The 22,458-nt window shown below is 42.9% G+C and carries 13 protein-coding genes; 3 read left to right on the top strand and 10 right to left on the bottom strand.

Annotation, left to right across the window (positions count from 1 at the left end; translation table 11 throughout):
* The first annotated feature begins 339 nt into the window (after nucleotides 1-339).
* Complete coding sequence (locus C2869_RS05310) at nucleotides 340-1,716, top strand: c-type cytochrome (protein WP_108601967.1); 1,377 nt, start codon at nucleotides 340-342, stop codon at nucleotides 1,714-1,716.
* Nucleotides 1,717-1,721: 5 nt separating this feature from the next.
* Complete coding sequence (locus tag C2869_RS05305) at nucleotides 1,722-3,182, top strand: hypothetical protein (RefSeq protein ID WP_108601966.1); 1,461 nt, start codon at nucleotides 1,722-1,724, stop codon at nucleotides 3,180-3,182.
* A 50-nt stretch (nucleotides 3,183-3,232) separates the two neighbouring features.
* Here C2869_RS05305 and C2869_RS05300 read toward each other — a convergent pair whose 3' ends face one another.
* The 6 genes from C2869_RS05300 to C2869_RS05275 form a co-directional block, all read right to left on the bottom strand.
* Entirely contained in the window at nucleotides 3,233-3,877 is a 645-nt protein-coding gene (locus C2869_RS05300) for a cytochrome b/b6 domain-containing protein (RefSeq protein ID WP_108601965.1), read from the bottom strand.
* 19 nt (nucleotides 3,878-3,896) lie between these two features.
* Nucleotides 3,897-4,322, bottom strand: coding sequence for a cytochrome b562 (locus C2869_RS05295; protein WP_108601964.1), 426 nt, complete (start codon nucleotides 4,320-4,322; stop codon nucleotides 3,897-3,899).
* A gap of 153 nt (nucleotides 4,323-4,475) precedes the next feature.
* The gene (locus tag C2869_RS05290) at nucleotides 4,476-5,357 is read right to left on the bottom strand and encodes a DMT family transporter (protein ID WP_108601963.1); all 882 of its coding nucleotides are present in this window, start codon (nucleotides 5,355-5,357) and stop codon (nucleotides 4,476-4,478) included.
* A 182-nt stretch (nucleotides 5,358-5,539) separates the two neighbouring features.
* On the bottom strand, nucleotides 5,540-6,640 hold the full coding sequence (locus C2869_RS05285) for an SMP-30/gluconolactonase/LRE family protein (RefSeq protein WP_108601962.1): 1,101 nt from the start codon (nucleotides 6,638-6,640) through the stop codon (nucleotides 5,540-5,542).
* Between the two features lie 196 nt (nucleotides 6,641-6,836).
* Nucleotides 6,837-9,563, bottom strand: a complete 2,727-nt coding sequence (locus C2869_RS05280; RefSeq protein WP_108601961.1) for a PQQ-dependent sugar dehydrogenase — start codon at nucleotides 9,561-9,563, stop codon at nucleotides 6,837-6,839.
* 108 nt (nucleotides 9,564-9,671) lie between these two features.
* Entirely contained in the window at nucleotides 9,672-10,685 is a 1,014-nt protein-coding gene (locus C2869_RS05275) for an AraC family transcriptional regulator (RefSeq protein ID WP_108601960.1), read from the bottom strand.
* Nucleotides 10,686-10,863: 178 nt separating this feature from the next.
* Here C2869_RS05275 and C2869_RS05270 point away from each other — a divergent pair, with 178 nt between their 5' ends.
* Entirely contained in the window at nucleotides 10,864-11,586 is a 723-nt protein-coding gene (locus tag C2869_RS05270) for a ThuA domain-containing protein (RefSeq protein WP_108604968.1), read from the top strand.
* On the opposite strand, the gene C2869_RS05265 is transcribed toward C2869_RS05270, so the two are convergent.
* From C2869_RS05265 to recC, 4 genes are all read right to left on the bottom strand, one after another.
* Entirely contained in the window at nucleotides 11,572-12,570 is a 999-nt protein-coding gene (locus C2869_RS05265; RefSeq protein WP_108601959.1) for a DUF6807 family protein, read from the bottom strand. The genes C2869_RS05270 and C2869_RS05265 overlap by 15 nt on opposite strands.
* A gap of 110 nt (nucleotides 12,571-12,680) precedes the next feature.
* Nucleotides 12,681-14,816 carry an exodeoxyribonuclease V subunit alpha gene (gene recD, locus C2869_RS05260; protein WP_108601958.1) on the bottom strand — a complete coding sequence of 712 codons (2,136 nt, stop codon included), beginning with the start codon at nucleotides 14,814-14,816 and terminating at the stop codon, nucleotides 12,681-12,683.
* On the bottom strand, nucleotides 14,816-18,709 hold the full coding sequence (locus C2869_RS05255; protein WP_108601957.1) for a UvrD-helicase domain-containing protein: 3,894 nt from the start codon (nucleotides 18,707-18,709) through the stop codon (nucleotides 14,816-14,818). The genes recD and C2869_RS05255 overlap by 1 nt, the downstream gene beginning before the upstream one ends.
* Nucleotides 18,709-22,152, bottom strand: coding sequence for an exodeoxyribonuclease V subunit gamma (gene recC / locus C2869_RS05250; protein ID WP_159084046.1), 3,444 nt, complete (start codon nucleotides 22,150-22,152; stop codon nucleotides 18,709-18,711). Before recC ends, C2869_RS05255 begins: the two co-directional genes overlap by 1 nt.
* Nucleotides 22,153-22,458 lie beyond the last annotated feature (306 nt).

Raw genomic sequence — 22,458 nt, 5'->3', positions numbered from 1 at the left:
AACAGGTAAAACACTTAATGTATGGTTTTATGTCAGTGTAGCCTAGTTTTTACTACCAAGTTAGATCACCAAAAAGCAGCGCTGTGATTTCCACTATCACTACCTATTTCAATTCATGCAATCCGCCGTGGTAATCACCACTCCTGATCATGTTAACTTTGTGTAAAAAAGAGAAAAGCTAGCTGAGCTCTTACCAAGAGTCCATTACAATCAAAATTGTTAGTTGTTTACATTCATTTGTATTAGCTAAGTCTTTCTTAGCAATACTTACGACCAAAGATAACGACACAACCAGAAACAACAGCACAATAACAACAATTGCAATGACGAGAAACCATCATGCTACTTTTATCCACAATAGCCAAACAGCTAAAAAATTGGCGACTAGGCTTTTGCATACTGACTGCGTTGGTCAGCAATATTGCAAACGCTAATTCGCTCGACCAAGAGATAATTCAACTTAGTCAAAATCAACAAGCAACCCAACAAGGAAAAGAGTTATTTGATACCGTTTGCGCCGCTTGTCACGCCAAGAATTTAACCGGAGGCGCGGGTTTTAACTTAAAAGATGAAGAATGGGTACATGGCGCGCAGCCCTCTGACATTTTAAATAATGTAAAACAGGGCTTTGGAAACGCAGGTATGCCGGGCTTTGGGGCCATGTTCAAAGACGAGCAACTTAAACAGATAGTGGCTTACGTTTTATCAAAACGTGAAGGTTTTGAGCAACTTAACTACAAAATATACCACGCCAATGTCGACAAAAAAGTAAAGGTAACGAAATACCAACATAACAAAAGTGACCTTCCTGCTAAAACAGGGATCGCACACAATAACTTAGCTGATTTCTCAATAGCGGAAGTTCCGAATTATGTCATTGAATACACAGGAACCTTGCACGCTCCCCTCGATCAAGACACAGTACTTTTCGCCATGATAGGCAAAAGACAACGTCTTGAAGTGGAAATAGATGGTCAACCTGTTGACCCCAGCAAAGAAATTTGGATGCAGTTTCAATGGCCACTCAAACGTGGCAAGCAGCAACTTACACTGAGATACTACCAAATAAATATCCGCAAAAATTTACAACCTGATGCCAAACTATTTGTCGCTAACCAAGCCGGCACACAAAAATTATTTGGTATTTCACCATCAGGTAAAAGCTTCTTAAACCAAGCCACAGTTATTGTTAAAGCCGAGCAGCAACCTGAAGTTGTGCGCAAAAAAATCTTAGATCTACCAAGCCATTCCATCGCCGTTGGTTACCCCAATAAAGTCAATTATGCATTTAATGCTAAATCTTGCTCGATTGTAGGCGTATGGACAGGTGAGCTGTTAAACATAGGGCCAAATATTGAAGGGCGCGGACGAGATGGTAGCTTGATCCCCGGCGAATGGAAGTTTAAGCAACCGCAAAAAATGGCACCGCAAAATGACAATAATTGCCGTTTGAGCAAGTACAATCGCCAAGGTAATCCAACCTTTTATTTCACATTAGGTGAGGCTAAGTATTCACTCAGCGCTGAAACAACAAACAACAAAACACTGACTTTCACCTACACCCTATTGCAAGGTGAACACAGCAATTTGCAATGGCAATTACCCAATTCAAATAAAGTTAGCATCAGTGCCGTCAACGCCACGATTAAAAATAATCAATTAATCATTTTGAAAAATACACCATCGTGGCAAGTCTCAGTTAAGTTGGAAGGTTAATAACCATGTTTAAAATCACAAAAATGACAGCTATGTTAGCTTGCCTTGGCCTTTCTCTTGCTGCGACTTCAACCTCAGCTAAGAGCAATAAAGGCTACCAGCCTGACGGCTATAAAATGATCACGGTCAAAACACCGGCTAAAGTCAAATTTCACGCGACTGGGGTCGATGCACATAGCAACGGTGATATTTTTGTTGCTACACGCTTTGGTGACGTATGGCGTTTGCGGGCAGAAAACTGGTTAAAAGTGGCCGACGGGTTACACGAACCCACCGGCCTATTAGTTGATGAAGACGGTAGTGTGATCGTCGGTCATAAACCTGAACTGACTCGTTTAATCGATTTAGACGGTGACGGCATTATGGATGACTACATTAACTTAGCTGATAACTGGAACTTTCACGATAACTACCATGAATTTAACTTTGGTCCTGTTCGCGACTCGCAAGGTAATTACTACGGCACGTTAAATTTAGGCCATGGTGCACCAAACTCACTCGCTATTGGCACTATGGGATCAGGCGGTGGCTATCGTGGTTGGACATACCAAGTCACCAAAGACGGGGAGTTTGTTCCTTATGCATCAGGATTACGCTCGCCAGCGGGTATTGGTATTAGCCCAAACGACGAGCTGTTTTTTACTGATAACCAAGGCGACTGGGTAGAAACCTCTAAATTACATTTTGTTAAAAAAGGCAAATTTTACGGCCACCCCGTGAGCTTAAGAGATCATCCCGATTGGTCCGTCGACAAAATTAAAAAGAATAGTTACAACTTTGACATGTGGCACGCAATGCGTGAATTACCTGTCGTTTGGTTTCCGCATATTGAAGTAGCAAGCTCACCCGGTAATCCAGAATGGGATACCAGCCAAGGCAAGTTTGGGCCGTTTGCCGGACAAATGTTTGTCAGCGATGTGACTCAATCCAACCTTTTTAGGGTGGTATTAGATAAGGTTAATGGCGAATACCAAGGTGCTGTTATTAACTTTATGAGCGGCTTTCAAAGTGGCAATATCCGCTTATCGTTTGATAATCAAGGTCAACTTTGGGTTGGGCAAACCGCTCGCGGTTGGGGCTCGAAAGGTGGCAAACCTTTTGGTATACAAAAAGTCGTGTGGGACGGCACAAATCCATTTGAGATCTTAGACATTAAACTGACCAAAACTGGCTTTAAGGTCAACTTTACCGAGGCAGTTAGCAATAATAGTCGTAACAAGGTTAAAGTGAATGTCGAGGAATGGAATTATCATTATTCCAACAAATACGGCTCAGCTAAAATGAATGAGCAAAAGTTACAAGGAAGCAACTTAACTTGGTCGAACGGTAATAAAACGCTGACCTTTGATTTACCTTTAACCGCTGAAAAAGTGTTGAAAATAAACTTTAATGGTTTAGTCGACAAAAAGGGACGCAAACCAAGCGTAAAAACCGCCTACTATACGCTAAATCAGCTACGCAAGTAGTTGCAAACCAGCAGGTGATTTAGTCATCACCTGCTTTAATTTTAGCCGTTTTAGTAGCTCGCCATATCAATCAATAAAAAATACGCCAGTGCGCTACTCACAATCCACACAGCAATACCTATATATGATGAGCGCCAATAGCGTTCAATACTTTGTTTAGCTTTGCTGTTACCTGTGAAAATAGACACAATAACAGGGTGCTTAAACATTAAGTGTACGATAGCTGCAAGCACATGAATGCCGATTAATATCGTTAAAATATCAAAGTTAATGGTGTGAATATCGTCCAGCAAATAGGCTAAATCTTCACTAACCACATACATTAACGGGCCTTCAGCTAGCACGTCGTCTGTCGCAAATAATCCGGTAACTAACTGTACACAAAGTGAAAGTAACAAGGCAACTACCATATAGCCAGATAGCGGCGCATGCCCACTGTCGTTAATAAATAATTTTTTCTGTTTATACAGTTTAGGTAATTGCCATGGCATTTTTACAAACTCAACAAAGCGTGAATTTTGACTACCGATAAAGCCCCAAACCAAGCGGCTAAAAACTAAGCCCAGTAAAATAAAGCCATACAGAAAATGACTTTCAAAGTCACCTTCTTCGGCGCTGTACCATAATAAAGCCAGCAATATTAGCTGGCTTAAGTGATAGATCCGCGTGTAGTTATCCCAGATCTTGATTTTCATATCAGACAAAGATATGCCCTTACTTACACTTCATTTTAAAGTTGCGGTGACCTTGCTTATTACCCTTACCAATTACTGCTAGCGCCGCTTTACGCGTGGCATCATCGGTCGCATTCATTAATTTTTTCACGGCTTTGGCCATCATATCCATACCTTTTTGATACTTAGCATATTTGGCTTTTTCTTCTGCAGATAAGCTGCTTTTATCGCTAATGCTAAGTGGTACATACTCTTTAGATTTAACCGACAAGTCGTAAAGGGCTTGAGAGTGGGTTTTCATGCCCGCTTCATCCTGCTTTTTCATTGCGGTTTTATAGCCTTTAAGTGCATCTTTCATGTCTTTCATTACGGAAGACAATTCAGTTTTACCGCATTGCGGATGCGCCGCATAAGTCGTAGGTAAAAAGCATAAGGTAAGTAGACAAGTTAAAAGTAATTTTTTCATTGTTAGCGCTCGTTATTGTTAGCTTATTAGTATTGTAAACGGAGCTAAAATAACAGCTCTTAAGGTTAGGATAAATAGCTAAAAAACATCTTTATATAATCTTTACAAAAACCATTTCTATATTATCGCTAGCTGCAACTTATAAGCTGTCGCTTAACGCTTCCACAATACATTGACGAGGGCACCGCCAATAATAAGTCCACCACCAATTAAGGTAGTCAAAGTTGGCACTTCACTAAAATAAGCCCAGCCAATTAATACAGAAAATATCACCTGAACGTAGGCATACCCCGTCGCTTTGCTGGCATCGGCACTGGCTAATGCTTTAGTCAGGCCAACTTGACCAACTTGGGTAAAAATACCCACGAGTAGCAATAATCCCATAGCAGGCAGCGATGGCATGACAAACTCACTGCCGCCTAAAATAATAGCCACTGGTAAAGCAATAAATGGAAAGTAAAAAACAATAACCGAGCTATCGTCCGTTTTAGTTAGCTTTTTCACAATGACATACGCCACCGCGCTACCCAAAGCACCTAAAATCGCTGCACCAATACTCAACCAAGAATAGGCTAGTTCACCCGACTGATTGATCGTAAAGTTAGGTGCCACCATCACCACTAACCCTAACATGCTCAACGTGATACAACTGAGGGTAGAACGCTGAATAGCTTCTTTCAAAAACACTAAGGCTAAAATGGCAGTAAACACTGGGTGTAAGTATTGCAACAAGGTGGCTTCTGCCAAGGGTAAAGTGGTAACAGAGTAGTAAACAAAAAATAAAGCAATGGCGCCCACTAACCCACGCGCGAATAGCAATGGTTTGTTTATACCCCAAGGCGAGAGATTTTTGCGTTTGATATCAGCATAGCTTAACAAGGCTGAAATTAGCGCTCGCACCGCGACAATTTCCAGCACAGGAATACCATAAGTACTAACTTGTTTAACACACGCAGCCATAAGTGCAAAGCCAAGAGCAGATAACACCATGTAACCCACGCTAACGGGAATAGTTTGTTTGAGGCCTAAAAGCATGAAAAGAAGATTGACTCTCGCTGTATCTAAACGCGCTAGTGTATAGCAAATCGGCTAAAAATTAGAGCAAACCAATAAAATAGTCTGCCCTTAAACACACGGTCGACTCGTACTCCCAGCTACTTTCAACTACTTTCAAGGCCGACCGCTTAATTCAATTACAGGCTAGTAAGCTGCAGGCTTTATAAAGCAATAGCCGAAACCGTATAAGGTTTACCATGGCCAGAGTTAACAATACCTTTGCCTTTCATCAAATCAAAATTAGAAATGATCAACTTATTTTTATAGACAATTAAATCGGCTGGCTGATCAATTTCGCCGTTAGCGCCATTATTATCTGGGTACTGAGCTAATAATGTCGCCTTGCCTTGGGTGTCCACTTTATAAATTTCATTTTGTAAAAAGCCAGCCAAGTATAAATTGCCTTGCTCATCAATATTAATGCCGTCGATGCCAACGGTTTTCGGTAACGTAGCAAACATTTCTTGATTAACCACAACACCTTGGGTATTTAACGTTAAACGATAAATTTCAGCATCGCCAAAATCCCCGACATACAAACGCCCTTGTTTATCAAACACTAAACCATCAATGCCAAACTGACGCTCAGGGTTTTCGGTTTGAGTCGAAAAAATTAATTTATCAGACGAGCCATCGCTTGCCACTTTAACGTTGCGATCTGTTTCAGCAAAACGGTAAACCCCACTGGTCATGTTTTTCGTTTTAAACTTAGGCAAACGTAATTGAGTTAAATATATCGCGCCATTAAAATAACGTACGCCATTTGGAGAACTCATGCCATACGCAACCACTTCAGTGTTGGCTAATTTACCCTGATTGAAAGTTAACCTTAGCAATCGTCCTTGGTTGCGCCCTTGGTTATCAGCCACATATAAAGATCCATCAGGGGCATAAGCAATGCCCATTGGGCGAGCAGAACCCTTGCCATTGGGCCCAGTTAATTGCGCTAACTCGGTTACTTGGCCGTCTTCAGTTATACGTAACAAACGCCCCGTTGGTTTGTTTTTACCACCCGCATAGTTAACGCAAGACAAGGTCAAACTGCCATCTGGCGCTATGTCGAATGCATCTGGCGTCGTACAAGTATTGGGTAGCTTTGCGAAAAGCGTAGCGGGTTGTAAATTGACTGGCTTGGTTGATGCAGAAGCAGAGGGGTTCTCTTGCTCGACAGCGCCCTGAGTTGTACTGGATGTAGAATTACAGGCGGCTATACCCGTTAACAATAAGGCGCTAACTAGGTTTTTTAAGACATTTGAGTGCATATAAGATCTTCTTTTAGTTAATTCGCAAAAAAGAATATTGCAGACTGAATAGAAAAAGAAGGATCTGATTTTCATAAAGGTATTACGTTTGAGTTCATTTTGACGCAAATCGAGATTCAGTGACCTTTGTTGCATAAACCTATTCGAAAACTACAACAAAAATCACTGACGTCCATTATTCAAAATATTCCGCCAGCTACAACAACTCATGCAGCGTATAATACGCGGCATTATTGCTCGGCTTATCACCTTGACTGGACTGTAAACCCTTAAGCTTTATTTGATAAATGCGATCGGCCACCATGCCCGCCACCTTTATTTTTATTTGCTTGTTATTTAACTTAATAATGTCCTGGGTTTGATGCTTTTGATGAAAATAGCGTGGCGAACCATAAACCGGCGAATTTAAGTAGTTCCATGACTCCAATTGCACATCTTCTAGCTTAATGTTTTGCTCAGCCAAATCTTGAGTAAAGCTAATCACAAAGCCGCCGTGCACATGCTTAACGGTTTTCATTTCAAATGGCACAGTTGTGCCGTCCCAGCTTAACCTTTGTAACGCTTCATACTCGCCACCACGCGCAGCCCAACCACGACCAGTTTGCCCTATCCATAAGCTATTATCCGGCGCAAAAGACAAGCGCATTGCGCCTGAACTTAACCCTTTAATAAAAGGTATCACCACGCCCTGCCATTGGCCGTTTACCTTTTGCAGATCAACGCGCGAGATATTTGACATGGTTTGATCACCCACTAAAATTTGCCCCGCAAATGGACCAAATTGCCCTTGTGTATTATCAAAAGTGGGATTTCCCGGCGAGTTAGCCACAATGCCATGCGGAAAATAAACCGCTGGTTTTTCAGCCAATTGATTCACTTGTTGCCAGTTAATTGGCTTGCCAAAGTAGTTATCATGATCTTTTAAGCTGGCTGGGTAACCGAAGTAATCACCCTTATCAACCACATGCATTTTCGATGTACCGACAAACGAACCTTGATTGTCCGTGTATAGCAACAGATCTTGTGGACCTCGGCCAAGACCGGCAGGGCTGCGTAAGCCACTCGCCCAAGGTTGTAACTCACCTTGTTGCGTAACTCGCATTAGCCAGCCGTCATATCCACCATACGTTCCCATAGCTTGTCCCGATACGGTGTCAGCACCATGTGCCAAGTTCAGGTTAAAGTAATAGTTACCTTGCTCGTCAATAACAGGGCCATGTACGTATTCGCAATAATTGCCAGCTAAACGCCAATCGTCGTTAATAGTTTGAAATAAATCAGCCAAACCGTCAGCGTTTTTATCTATTACGCGAGTCAGCTCTGGTTTGTGTGCCACCACAACCTGATTACCTTGTTTATCTTCAATATGCACCCCGAGTGGATCATGAAAGCCTTCTGCAAAAAAATGCCAATGCTGATCTTTAATTTGCCAAATACCTGAGGTGCGGCTAGCCACCACAGCCGTACCATTTTGCGCAAAGTCTAACGCCAAGGGTTCAAATAATTGATCGCGTCCAAATCTATCCTTTGGTGCCATCACTGACTCTAAGCGATATCCAGCGGGTAACACGCTCGCCAACTCATAGTTTTTAATAACAACCTTTTGCTTGTCGTGACTAAAAGCTGGCTTCACTTGATTACGTTTAGGCTGAATCGGCAAGGCAATAGGTTTTAATTTGATAGTAAATTGCTGCGATTGCTTTTGAGGAATGCGCCAAATACCGTTGTTAATTGAACCGGCGCTAATGGCTAACACTTGGTTATCTTGGGTATTAACTAAAAATTGTAAATCGCGCTTCACTTGGCTAGCCGCAAACTGAATTTCTACATGACCTAAGTTGTTAATTTTGGTAGTTTGTCGATACTTAACCCCCTCAATTTCAAACCTAAGTTGCGGATTTTGTTTATCTGTTGTGTCCAAGCCCAAGTATTGCGCGTTAGCCGCAGCCACTTGTTGTAAGTATGGTGTGTTGACCGATTTTTCCAGATTAATTCTATGTGTATCTCGTTGATGATTATGTGGGTAAGCGGGCCATGACTTAAAACTTAAATCAATCGCTTGCTGGCGTTGGTCTAACGGTTTAACTAAATAATCGATTTGCCAGTCTAGTGCCTCTTTACCTAAACTATTTAAGCCCATACCACGACCCGTACGCTCGCGTGTAGCGTCTAAAAATCCACCCCACCAAATTTTCTTGATCGACATATCAACCGTATCAAAACTGTAGTTAACGCCATTGGTTAAACCAACATGAATAGCCCGTGTCGACACACCTGGGATCATAAAACGCGCAATACTGGCTTGCTCGCCAACCCACATTTGATGATCGTAAGTTTGTTTAGGTTTAAGCGCTTGATGCTTTTTGGCTGCATGCCAAACCTGAGCTGGGCCTTGTTTACCTGGCGGATTTAACGTTCGCAAATATTCATACATAGCTTTTTTACGAATATCGTTCCATGGCCATTTGAACTTAGGCATAACAGGAAAATAAGCTTGCCCTTTTTCAACACCGGTTTGGCGAATAGCTAACTCGCTTTCAGGGGCAATTAACGAACGACTCAAGTAACCTGCATCGGCAACAACCATGGTTCTTTCGCCATTAAATAACTGAACCTCTCGCTTGATCGCCGGCTGTTGAAACAAACCAAACAAATTGGGGCCGGTTTTAAATGCGCTGTCATTTTCTTTAGTGGCATGACATTCAATGCAACCCGATGCGGTAAATGCTTCTTTACCTATTGCCACTAAATCCACTTTTTTTGGCGCTGTTGCCACTTTTTTATTAACTGGGTTGTTAGTGGCTAAAGGCTTAGCTAGATCTTCATTGGTTTTTTCATTTGGCTCTTGATGCTCTGAACACGCAATCATCAGAGTTAACAAGGCGGTAAATTGCAAACCACGGCACATCAGGTTTAACATCATTCAAATTCTCGCTGAGACTATCTTCAAGCTTAATGTAAATGATCTTTTTCATATCTGCTTCTGCTATTTACCAACAAAAATAGGCGGTAAATTTTAAACAAGACTAGCCTATGACGAGGCCTGTTGTTGCCTAAATTGTTTTGGCGTTAAATGGCATGTATTTTTAAAAACAGTTGCAAAATACTGACTACTACCAAAGCCAACCTGCATGGCAATATCAGTAATAGACAAAGCGGTTTGCAACAATAACTGCTTTGCTAAATTAACTCGGCAATGTTTTAAATATTCCATTGGCGATAAGCCTTTTATCTCATAGCAATATTCACTAAATTGACTGCGTTTCAAACCACATTCAGCCGCCATATTGTCAAGCTGCCAGTCCTGACTGCAAATTTCAGGTAAGGCATTCAGAAAACGTTCAACTGTGTGCGTTTTGCTCGATAACTGGCGATTAAGCGGATAAGCATTGTTTTTCAGCAAAGTTAACAACGCCAACAATAAAAAATTGATAGCCAGTGCTAATTGCGATAAGCATAGCTGCGCAGGCGGAACATCAATGATCTTCATTAAATTTTCTAACGCTTGCCTTACAGGCTCGTCAGATAACCAAACGTGTGTTTCTGTGTGTTGTAAACGATTAGTCAGATCAGCTAAATCATTGGGCGCTAGGGCAATCCAACTGGGCCATTGCCAAGTATCATCCGGCCGACGAACTTTAACATCGATAATTAGCCAAAACAGTTTTGAATAACCGACAACCGGCTCTCCCACATAATGGGGTTGCCATGGGCGAGTCAGTGTTAAATCGCCTTTTTTAAGTTGGTACTTTGCACCATCAACCCCAAACGCTAAATGACCTTTGGCAAGATAGGTAATTTCGATCCCTTCGTTTCTGTGCCGAGCCAGCCCCCATGTTTGCGCGCGTCGACTGTCCCAAACCCCAACTGACAATAATTCAGTTAAAAATTCATTCGGCAATTTCTGTCCTGGATAATTACCACGAGAGTATGCTTTTAAACTAATTTGCTTTTTAAGGGCGGCAACATCTAAAGGCTGACAAGTATCAGCATGGTATTGTTGTCCTTGACTATAAAAGGTAGCCGTTTGTGACGCGCTCGACATGTTCAATATTTACCGTTAAAAACACATCGGCATATACTAAATGCAATTCACTCAAGATGTAAGGTATAAACATACCAAGCTAGGGTCATTTTATTGGTATACAACTAACGATATGGTTAAAAAACTTATTAAGCTTACTGTGTTACTCGGCGTAACTTGCCTTATAAACGCCTGCAGCATGACACAATTTACTGAAACATCAGCTAGTTCTAGTCACCACCAGCATGTAACACGGGCCGATGTTATTCAAGGTAAACGTGTATTACTGTTTACGAAAACAAGCAAAGTGCGCCACAAATCCATAAACAGCGCGGTGCAAGCATTTAAACAAATGGCAGCTAAGCATGCTTTTGTTGTCGACACAACCCAACAAGCCAGTGACTTCAACCCACAGAATTTAAATACCTATGACGCGGTTGTCTTTATCAGTACCACAGGCGTGTTACTCAACCAACAACAACGTCAGGCGTTTAAACAGTATATTCAGCAAGGTGGCGGCTTTATGGGGATCCACGGTAGTTCTTGGTGTGAATTAGATTGGCCATGGTTTGTTAAATTAGTGGGGGGGACGTTTGCCAGCCACCCCAAAATACAAGCCGCAAAACTGATCAATCTGCAACCTAATGGCTTGGCGTTTAATCACTTACCCGCGACGTTTCAATTAACAGACGAATGGTATAACTTTACCAACCTAAACCCAGATCGTACCGATATTTTATTGTTGGATGAAACATCTTACCAAGGCGGCAAGCACGGTAATTATCATCCTATTGCTTGGTATCAGCATTATGACGGCGGCAAGTCCTTTTATACTGCACTTGGCCATAGTGGTAGCAGCTATTTTGAGCCACTCATGCAAACTCACTTACTGGACGGGCTCTCATTTCTAGTCAGCGATTAATAAACGATATTGGCGATCATCCATCGCCAGTTGCTCAGGTGTTCTAGGCTGGCTATAAATACTGACTCGGTAACTCAACTGCCAAGTTTGGCCCGCTGCATAGGACAACGGTCGTTTAAACAAAAAAGCAGGACTAAAATAAGACATGTTCGGAGCCACATACCAGCTTGCCGTCTGTGAAGAATTACGAACATGATCAAAAATCGCCAAGCCACCTTTAGCACCGCCATAATACATCCATTGGTTTTGAGTTGCGTGCAGTTGCGTCCCCTCTAGCTTAGCTTGAGTCAGTAATTGGCTTTGTATTGGCGCAGAAAATTGCCAATTATCCGCTTTGTTTTGTTTAAGCTTTGGCGCAAAGCGCATTGATAAACCAGCGTAACCACCCCAAGCTTTGCCCCAAACTTTGCCATTATGTTCACTAGGCAATGGAGTGCGATCCAAGGTGACATCGGCTAAGGCGGTAAAGTGAGACAGCCAATCAATATTCATCCGCCCTGACGCATCTTGTGCCGAGATAAATAAGGTTCTTTGTTCAAAAATAAGCGCATCTGCTGCGTCATGGTGAGGTCGATATTGCAAATGTAAAATTAAAGTAGCACTGTTATCCGGATGCTTAAAAAAATGATGAGAGGTAACTTGAGTTAACCCGTCTGATTTGCCTGTTTGCTTATTTTCTTCCCAGTAATTCACGCCGTTAATATATTTAAAACTAAACCACAAACCTTTATGCCAAGGGTGCTCAGGCGAGTGCGGCTCGTACCGCGTTATGACAGAGCCATCTTGTAAGCTCAGCGGATGAAAATACGGCTTAGCAACTTGAGCACCATAATTTAATGCCCAAACGGTGCGCTTACCTTGCATTAAGGCAATAACCCCGTCACGCTCAAGCCAAGTGTACTCACTAGCAGCAGCCTGACTGATTAAAGAACCGCCAAGTATTACACCCCAAAACGGATAACAACGCACAACAAATAACCCCACCAGAATAACCAGAAGCGTTACAGTATCAATTAGTCAAAGCGAGCACTTTCATTATTTACCACCCAGCTAATACGGTAAATTTGAAAGTATAGTCAAACCTCGGTGGTGGTTTATTCCATATTTTCAGTTAAACACAACCTATCTCTTAACCCCGAGCTGCGTTCTACTTTGCGAGTAACACTATTGTGCCATACCTGATCATTGGCATAGATTTGCACGGTTTGTTTGGCGCGGGTGATACCTGTGTAAAGCAGCTCGCGCGACAACACTTTTGAGTCCTTATCTGGCAATACTAACGCAACATGGGTGAACTCTGAGCCTTGAGTTTTATGAATGGTCATGGCGTATACGGTTTCGTAGGCAGGTAAGCGCGCTAAACTTAACCAGCGAATGCCATCGGCTTGTTCAAACGCCACCATTAATTTGCCTTGATTTAGCCACAATAGGCCAATGTCACCGTTAAACAAATTTAAACCATAGCTGTTCTCGGTGATCATCACCGGCTTACCGGCATATAAATTATCTGCGTAACCAGCTAAACGCTTAATTAAGCCTTGACGCCTTAGCTGACTTTCCACTTTATGATTAAGCTGTTCAACGCCTTGCTCCCCTTGGCGCACGGCAGCCAATAGTCGAAATTGACTCAAAGCATTAAATGCAGTTTGCACGTTGTCAGCATTAAACACAGGTTTTAAATAGGTCCGTACAAGATGGGCTAATTGCTGATCATCCAAAGTTTGGCTGCTGTAAATATCTTGCCGTTGGCTGGCTAATAAAGCACACGCGTCTTTTACATTGCCATTTATCACGGCTTTGGCTAGCAGGCCGACGCCTTCATCACCTTTAAAACGATGACTGAATTTTAATTGGCTTAAATAGTCACATGCATTGGCTACGCCGCTGACTGACGAGCCGGTGAGTTGCGCAATATAGCTGGCATTAGCTTGACTATAGCCTTGATGCGGTAGCGGGGCGATATCCGCTAATACCGAGCCTGCGGCAACCGAAGGAAGTTGATCCGCATCGCCTAACATAATCACGCGACAATGTGTTGGCAAAGCCCGAAAAAGCCTAACCATTAGTGGTAAATCGACCATAGAGGCTTCATCAAGCAACACGAGATCACAGTCTAACTGCCGCTGTTGGTCGTACTTAACTAGATGCGGCTGCTGGCGGATCCCCAATAAGCGGTGCAAGGTTTGGGCTTGTTCAGGAATTTGACTGACAATTGCCGGATCAACTTGGCTTAATTTACCTTTGGCATTAATGATAGATTCAGATAAGCGTTGTGCCGCTTTACCAGTAGGCGCAGCCATGGCAATTTTTAAATCTGCCGTTTGTAAGCTAATTAGCGCCGCTAACAAACGGACAACCGTCGTGGTTTTACCTGTACCTGGGCCACCACAGATCACAGCCACCCCTTTGTTTAACGCATTGGCTACCGCGACTTGTTGCCAATCAATAACTTGTGTTGATTGAGGAAAAAGCGCCTGTAAAATAGCCTGAGCTTTAGCGAGATCAATCGCAAAGCTTAACTGGCGTTTTTGTTGCAAAGCTTGAGCTAGTTCAACTTCAAATTGCCAATAACGGCGTAAATAAACCCGCTGCTGTTCAAGCACAATCAATTGGCCATTTTGTGGTTTTACTGCCTCTGAGCTCTGCGAATTAACTGGCGAACTAATTTGCGATTTATCTGGCGATCTCTCTTGTGATTTCTCTTGCGCTCTCTCTTGTGATCCGTGGCTATCCGCTTCTAATGACTCCTGCTCTGTAGACAAAGCCGGTAAATCTAACTGTAGGCGTTGCAAAACCTGTTGCCAAATCGCCATAGTGGGAAACGTATAACCCGGCTTTGCTGCTAACTCATCCTGATTATTTTTCTGCCAACTGGCACTTTGCCAACACGTTGTTTGTGCGTAATCACTTAAATAAATACAAGTGTGACCACAACGTAACTGCTCAGACAACAACACCACGGTATGAAACAATAAATCAAACTCGGCCGGGCTTATGTTGTTAAGTGGCACTTGCTGGCGTTGACAAAACACCACCTTGTCTGCCAAATAATAATCAATTGGCTGAATCGCTTCCAACATCGCTTGTGCTTGGCCAAAATGACGATAACTTTGTGCCACTAAACAACTTGCCGCTGATGATTGTTGCTGATTTTGCTGTGCTGCTTTCAGTTCTTTTTGCGGCGAACGCGGGCTTGCCGGTAAGTCGTCAAATAAATCAAGATTTTCCATTAGATTTGATCTCCTTGCCGGATCTCTGCAACATTCTGATCTGCTGGGTTGTGCTGTAGCTCGGGTATTTCTTCACCATTAAAGGTTGCATCTAACCAGTCCAACATTTGGACACTGATCCGAGTGCCGTAGACACCGGTAAAATCACTAGGGCAATATTGTGCTTTTTGCGGTGCCGCTAAGCCGCGTAAATATAAATAAATCGCGCCACCAAAATGCTGTTCAGGATCGTAATCGTCTAGGCGTTGCCGCAAATATCGATGAAGCGCCAAACTATAAATCAAATACTGTAAGTCGTAATAGCTAGACTCCACACTTTGTAACATGGCAGCGTAATGATAATCGGCGTAAGAGCCCCCCAAATGATTAGACTTATAATCTGCCACATAGTATTTACCCTGCCACTCGATGACTAAATCTATTATCCCGTTCATCATGCCTTGCAGTTGTTGATTAAACAGCTGCAAATCGACCGGCTTGCCTCTGTGATGCGCCAACACGGCCAGCAATTGTTGGCTATTCAGTTTGTGCATTGGAAAATAAAAGGCCACTTCGCGCAGGATTTGCGTTGCTGATAAATCCGCCAAACAAAACACCTCGTCACTTAACAATTCAGTTTGTTGCACTACACTGCTTAGCGGGGTGGCTAATATATCTTGTAACCAAGCGATAAAACCGGCTTGATCGGGTCTATCCGCTTCGGCTAAGGTGGCTTCCAGTAATTGCCAAGCCGCCGTAAAATCAGGTTGGGAAAAATCCATTAGCTCTAGAATTTCATGCAACAAGAGTCCGGCATTCGCCCCTTTAATAAAACTAAAACAGGTTTTAATATCAGTCGGTGCTTCAGGCTCTGGAGCGGGTAAATCAGCCGGAATAATGTGCTCGTCTTCAGGCTTAACATCAATAACCGAGCTAGTCTCGTCAACATGCTGATGATGAGCATTTTTGGTTAATGCCGAAAAGGAATGCAGCATCCAATCTTTTTCAATTTGGCCTGTAAAGGTTGCCGCTTGTAACACAACAGGCTGACTCTCTTGTTGCTTAACCTCGCTAGAGGATGACAACTCAAGTAACTCATCGCTGTTAACCGATGTCGTACAAATGGCATCGCAACTGTTAGCTAACTGCGCAACGGCAGCAAAAAGATCATCTTGTTTGTTTAAGCCTAAGGTTAAACCTAATGGCGATGAATCATAGCCATTAAATTGGCACACCCCAATGTAACAACGAAATACAGGTCGAGTGAGTGCCACGTATAGCAAGCGAACATCTTCGGCATTTTGTTCTTGCTGCGCTTGTTGAATAATATTGCCATCGTTACCCAAATAAAAAACTGAACGCTGCGCCTGACTTTGAAAATATTGATAATAAGCCATATTGACTTGCGCCTTGGCTCGCGTAGCAAAGGGCACAAAAACAATCGGGTACTCCAAGCCTTTACTGCCATGTAAGGTAACAATACGTATCAAATTGTCTTCGCTTTCCAACCTAAGTTCAGCTTCGCTATTTAAATCAGGATCCGTCACTTGGCGTTGCAACCAATCAACCAATTGCTGTGGGTTAGCCGTTTGCTGACTTTGCGCTTGGATCAACTCAACTAAGTGCATTAGATTGGTTATTTGTCTGTCGCGGCTCTTTGCACCAGCACTTTGGCCTATTTGGCAGTATTCATGCAGTATTTTAAACGCCATAGCGATAAAGCTACGATTTAACCAAAGACGACGTAGCTCGACTAAGCGCTCTCGCCAGCTTTCCCACAAGGTTTCATCATGCTGTAAGGTGTATAACATTTGATCAGATACGCCTAATAGTGGCGTCGCCAACGCGGCGACAAATTCACTGTCGCGCTCCAAATGCAATATTCCTTGTATACAACGCAACCAAAATCCAGCTTCTGCAGTTTGGTAAATATTCTCTCGGTTACTTAGGTACACGGCACTTAAACCTTTTTCGCGCAAGGCTTGTTGCATGTCCTGTGCTTCACCGAAATCACGCACTAGAATGGCGATATCTTGTTCGCGCACAACCTGAGTATGCTGACCTTCGATCATTTGCGCGGCGGGACTCTCTTGTCGGCCTAGCAAGTTAGCGATCTCATTAGCAAACCACTGCGCCATCACTTGCCGGTAAGATTGGTTTTTAGTTTCTGTTTTTTGCTGGCCGTCATCAAAGCAAACAAGGTGTAAAGCGGCGTTGCTACTTGGCTGAGTCGGCGATTCTATACTTGAATCTAACCCATTAGTTTGTGGACATTGTATAAATAAATCTTGATGATGGGCTTTAACTGGCGTGTATTGAATGTCGTAACCAAACACCTTGTCTGTGCCGCTGATATTGTCTTGTTGCTCATTTTCTTTTTGCGCATTGTTTTTTTGCCCGTTGTCTTGTTGGCCGTTGTCTTGTTGGTAATTGTGGGGCAAGGTTTGACCATAAAACACTCGGTTATACGCCGTAACCATAGATTGTGCCGAGCGATAGTTGGTATCCATAAACCACTGGTAGTTGGCCTGTTCGCGGGCGGCCAAGTAAGTAAAAATATCACCACCGCGGAACTTATAGATCGCCTGCTTAGGATCACCTATCATCAAGAGTAAATGACTCTCGTTTGCCACTTGGATCGCATTAAATATTTGATACTGTTCAGGATCCGTATCTTGAAACTCGTCAACTAAAATGGCGGGGTACTGACGATTTAGTAATTGAGCAAATGTATTGTCCGCATCTTGCACACGCTGTGAGCTTTGCTGTGGGTTTTGCTGTGTTTTTGGCAGCGAGTTCGGTTCCGGCTGCAAAGCCAAACTGTGCGCCAAGTGCAAAATCAAATCGTTAAAATCCATCACCCCTTGCTGCCGTTTATTGTCTGCCATTTGCTGGCGGATGGCTAAAATAAGGCGGGCGGCAAGTTGGTTCTTTTGTGCGGTGCAAATATCATCACCAAGGCGTTTAATTACCTTAGCTTCAAATTCTTTTACTAAATCAAAACAGGCTTTTAAATTTTGTTTTATATCGTCAGCTTTGCGGGTAAAACGCCGACCATGCATAAAGTCTTTTATCGCTTTAGACAAAGGCGGTAAGCTGGCTACAGATTGTCTATCTAACGAGGTTTTTAACTCGGTTAAATTCGTACTATTGGCAAAATAGGCCAGTAGTTCACGCCATGCGGCTTGATGCTTGTCTTGATCTTTTACCCCATTCACCAACTCTTGTTCAATCAGGGCTTGGTTGTCCAACAAGGTTTGATAAGTGGTTTGTTGTCTGGCTATCGCATCGTCAATAACCGTTGTTGGGCTATTATTTTCTATTGGCGAATTGTCAGATATTAAGCGCTGAAACTTGGCTAAAAAGCGCTGAGCATCTGGTGCCATTTCTAGTAAAAGTTGCAAGGTTTGCGGCTCAAGGTTAATACGCCGGTACTGATCTTCAATGACTTGGATCAGCATTTTGCGGGTATCTGTTGCCAATTGCATATCAAAAGACAAACCTGCCAACAGGTTATATTCCGCTAATGCTTTTGAACAAAAGCCATGAATGGTATAAATAGCCGCCTCATCCAAATGCAACAAGGCTAACTCAATGCGCGCTTTGGCTTCCTGCTCTGGCACGGTTTGCACCAGTTTAGCAAATACAGGTTCTAGCTCAGATACAGGTTTTTGCCAATGACTTAACGCAGCGCGTAATTCTTTACCAATACGCCCTTTTAATTCTTCTGTTGCCGCTTGGGTAAAAGTCACCACGAGGATCTCTTCTACCGTTAACTGCTTTTCAAGCAGCAAGCGCAAATATAAGCGGGTAATATTATAGGTTTTACCTGTACCAGCACTGGCTTCAATTAAATGACGGCCGCTAAGCGGTAGGCTTTCGACTTGCAAGTAAGCTAAGGGTGATGAGGTCATTAGCAAGCCTCCTGTTGAATTTGCATTAAGGCAAACATGTCTTGATAAAGCTCAGCTATCTGCCAAACCAGTTCATCTGTCCACGCTGGGATCTGCGGCCAAAAGTGTTGACGATAAGGACTGTCATATAAACCAGAGACAAATTGATTGCCTTGCCACAATGCTTGCCAAGCTTCTTGCGTCATGACTTTAAGCTGACCTTTGCGATCTTTAGTAAAATACTGTTCGGCAATGGCTACATCCACTAACAAAGGCTGGCTTAAGCCTAACTCAAAGCCATTAATTAATCGGCTCAATTGATCTAGCGCAACCTCGTTATCCAATGGCGCAAATTCAATACGGGTCGCGATATCTTTACTGCTGCGATAATAGCCTAAGGTACTGACATTTTGTTGGCTGTTAGCCATTAAGTGGCTCAGCCACAGGCGTAATTTATCTTTACCTTTGGCATCGGCTAAACGCCAGAACACTTGGCGACTATCGGCGGTTATACCGCTGTCTGGGGTGTTTTCAAAATTAAGCAGCGCACCGCTTACTAAAGGTAAACCCGCGCTTAACACAAACTCAGTTTGCTGTTGGCTAGTGAGGGATAACTGCAGATCCGTCAATTGCGTTACGCATGACTCCTGCGCCAATACACTTTGCGCAAAGTCAGTAGCGACGGCTTGCCAATCGTTCACCGCTTGTTGCGCTAACGCATTGTCGGGCAAGTGGCCAGCTTGTTTAACAATTTGTATATACTCGTCGGCATATCCCTGTTGAACTTGGCCTTGCGCCGTATTGATATTGAACGCCACTAAATCATTTTGTACTTGATAACGTTGTAAGTAATCAACGGCAAATGGCTCGCTGTCTTGCAGTTCTTGACTGCCGTTTGCCAAGTACAGGTTTAACACCTTGTTGGCAAAATAACGACTCGGCTCAGCATAAAAACGAATTAAATCTTCCAGATCAACATACAAACAAGGTTCGCTGACGGTTGGCAAGGTAATATTGCTTGCTGAAAGTTGATCATGCTCTTGCTGAGGCAGTTTAAGTAAATTTAACCAACCCGATTCATAGCTTTGCAGTGATTTGCCAACGGGTTTATCGACTGATTTATCAACTAAATTAGCCGCCGGCTCGCCGTCACTCGCTATATCAATATTAGTATCAGCCGCTTGTTGAGCTCGGGTACTGACATGGCTACTGACATAGCTACTAACATAATTACTGGCACTAAATGGGTGTAATGGTGTTTGCTGAATTCGTGATGGCGACCACGCATGATATTTTTCTAAATAATCAATTAACTCAATCACCACATTGGAAGGCTGACGTTCGCTGTTGTCTTTGATTTGCCGACCTTGATAGCTAATATAAAGTTTATCGCGGGCTGATAATAAGCATTCTAAAAACAAGTATCTGTCGTCACCACGGCGTGAGCGATCACCTAACCTAGGTTGGTCTTGCGCTAATAAATCTAAACTGTTAACCGACTTTTGCCGCGGAAAATCACCGTCGTTCATGCCTAGCAAGGCGATAACTTTAAACGGAATACTACGCATGGGGATCAACGAGCAAAAGGTCACTTGGCCTGTCATAAAGTGCTGACTTTGCATAGGCTGGTTAAAGCTAATGTCAAAATAGGCTTGCACTACACCTAAATCAAACTCACCAGCAAAGCCTGCATCTTGCGTCCATTTAACTAAATCAACAATGGCATTTTGCACAACGCGATATTCGTACCCCTGTTGTTCATCAACAAACAGGTCGTCTAACAAGGACAATAAATACTCCGACCAAGTTTTAGCATCGCGCGGCTGCGACAGTTGTTGCATATGGTTGCGCAACACATCAATAAACCACATCAACTTGCCTAGCAGAACACCTAAATCGCCTTCAACATCTGGCAAAGCGACTGTGTCGCCAAATACATGAGTCGCATCGCTATAGGCAAAACCTAACAAGAGTTTTTCTAAGCCTGCTAACCAAGTGAACTGCTGGCTTTCAGGTAAGGCAAACATCCCTTTTTGTTGACCGTCTAACCCCCAGTGGATCGCCGCATTTTTTAACCAAGGCAGCAAGGTTTCAATATCCGCCTCTTGCCAATCAAACTTGGCTTGCACTAATGGCGAACGGGTCATTTCTATCACTTGGCTAACCGCAAAACGGCTGTCTGGCAATTGCAACGTTTGGGTAAACAACTGCACAAAAGTCATGTTAGATGAAAAGCTACGATCAGCGATAGAACAAGGGATACGCAGGCTATCACTCAAAGCAAAACGGGCGCGGGTAAATACAGCTTCAATGTAAGGCGCATAATCCTCCACTGACGGGCACATAACCAATACGTCTTTTGGCGTGAGACTCGGATCAAGCTCCATTTGTTGTAACAACCAATCGTGTAAATGCTGTACTTCGCGCAACGCACTGTGACAAGACACCACATTGATAGATTGGTCGTTGACATCCGTCACCAGTCCAGCTTGCGGCTCTTGCATTTGTAAAACATGATTTTGCACTTGGCTTAACAAATGTGACGCTTCTGTCAGCTCAAATGCCGCGAGTTCATACTGAGGTCTATCATACAGTAAGCGTAAAAACGCCTGTCCTTGTTGACCTAATGCCGCTAATAACGGGTTGCCCAGCTCATAAAAGTGTTTGTCGATACCATCGGCAAGATCCAGATGTTTAACCCGTTGCCGCGCAATGCGTTTTTCACTTTGAATATCTTGCCAAAATTCGTTACAAGGGCTGAGCAAAAATAAATGCATTTCTTGCTTTTCAGCCAAGGTGACAAAAAAATCTAGCCATAATGGCGGTAAGCTATTAAAGCCAAACAATACTCGTTGTTTGGGTCTAAATTCAGTTTTTTGCTTGATCACGTTGATCAAACGCTGCATTTCAGCAACCGGATGACGCGGCTCTTGTTGAATAAGGTAATACCATAATTTGGCTTGCCATTCGCTGTTTCCGGTCACCGCAAATTCGCCTTGGCTCCAAGCTAAGATCCAGTCAGGACGATAAATTTGATATTGCTCGTATAAATCAGCTAATACCTTGGCCAACTGAAAACGCTTTTGTCCTTGCAACTTGTTAATAGGCTCGTTTTGCCAGTAGTCATTCGCTTGCTGAAAAGCACTATCCGCTACAACTTGCTTTGAACTTAATAAATCATAAATACGCCAACTAAGTATGTTGGCTTTATAAGGGGAATCTTTAGTTAAGCTGGGGTCAAGCTCGCGTAATATTGACCATATCGCGCCAACGGGCGGTTCAAACGCAATATTCATGGCAATGCCATTTTGCTCAGCCAACTGCATTAACAACCAATGCTGCATACCTTTATGCTGCACTAAAATATGCTGTTTTTCGAAAGTTGAGTCAGAGGTGTGTTGTAATACTTTGCCTAACATTAGGCTTAAGTTTTCAAGGCGATTGGAAAGGTAAATATTAAACAAGAATAGCGTCCTTTTTTGGCAAATTATTTACCATTTAACAAACAAAATGGCCGCCAATAATAAGTCGCTAAAATAACATAGCTAAATCAAGAACTGAATTTTTCAGCGTGGATCTAATTGACTGAAAAGAGACTTAACGAAAAACGAAAGCTAGGTGCTAATTCATTTTTAGAGTTTATCAGTTAAGGGAGTTTATTAAATCGTGGATGTCTATTTTTTCCGTAAGTATTAAACACAAACTTAGTTAAAATAAGCCGTAGGTCGCCATGAGTACAACGAATCGCGACACGACCATGTTGCAGTCCT

The sequence above is a fragment of the Saccharobesus litoralis genome (genome assembly GCF_003063625.1).
GTDB lineage: Bacteria > Pseudomonadota > Gammaproteobacteria > Enterobacterales > Alteromonadaceae > Saccharobesus > Saccharobesus litoralis.
The sequence above is the reverse complement of the archived record's forward strand: the minus strand, read 5'-3'. Positions and strand labels throughout refer to the sequence as shown.

Excerpts from the sequence above, each read along its gene's own strand:
- C2869_RS05310 (WP_108601967.1), top strand. The coding sequence starts at position 340 with ATGCTACTTTTATCCACAATAGCCAAACAGCTAAAAAATTGGCGACTA.
- C2869_RS05305 (WP_108601966.1), top strand. The coding sequence starts at position 1,722 with ATGTTTAAAATCACAAAAATGACAGCTATGTTAGCTTGCCTTGGCCTT.
- C2869_RS05300 (WP_108601965.1), bottom strand. The coding sequence starts at position 3,877 with ATGAAAATCAAGATCTGGGATAACTACACGCGGATCTATCACTTAAGC.
- C2869_RS05295 (WP_108601964.1), bottom strand. The coding sequence starts at position 4,322 with ATGAAAAAATTACTTTTAACTTGTCTACTTACCTTATGCTTTTTACCT.
- C2869_RS05290 (WP_108601963.1), bottom strand. The coding sequence starts at position 5,357 with ATGCTTTTAGGCCTCAAACAAACTATTCCCGTTAGCGTGGGTTACATG.
- C2869_RS05285 (WP_108601962.1), bottom strand. The coding sequence starts at position 6,640 with ATGCACTCAAATGTCTTAAAAAACCTAGTTAGCGCCTTATTGTTAACG.
- C2869_RS05280 (WP_108601961.1), bottom strand. The coding sequence starts at position 9,563 with ATGATGTTAAACCTGATGTGCCGTGGTTTGCAATTTACCGCCTTGTTA.
- C2869_RS05275 (WP_108601960.1), bottom strand. The coding sequence starts at position 10,685 with ATGTCGAGCGCGTCACAAACGGCTACCTTTTATAGTCAAGGACAACAA.
- C2869_RS05270 (WP_108604968.1), top strand. The coding sequence starts at position 10,864 with ATGACACAATTTACTGAAACATCAGCTAGTTCTAGTCACCACCAGCAT.
- recD (WP_108601958.1), bottom strand. The coding sequence starts at position 14,816 with ATGGAAAATCTTGATTTATTTGACGACTTACCGGCAAGCCCGCGTTCG.
- C2869_RS05255 (WP_108601957.1), bottom strand. The coding sequence starts at position 18,709 with ATGACCTCATCACCCTTAGCTTACTTGCAAGTCGAAAGCCTACCGCTT.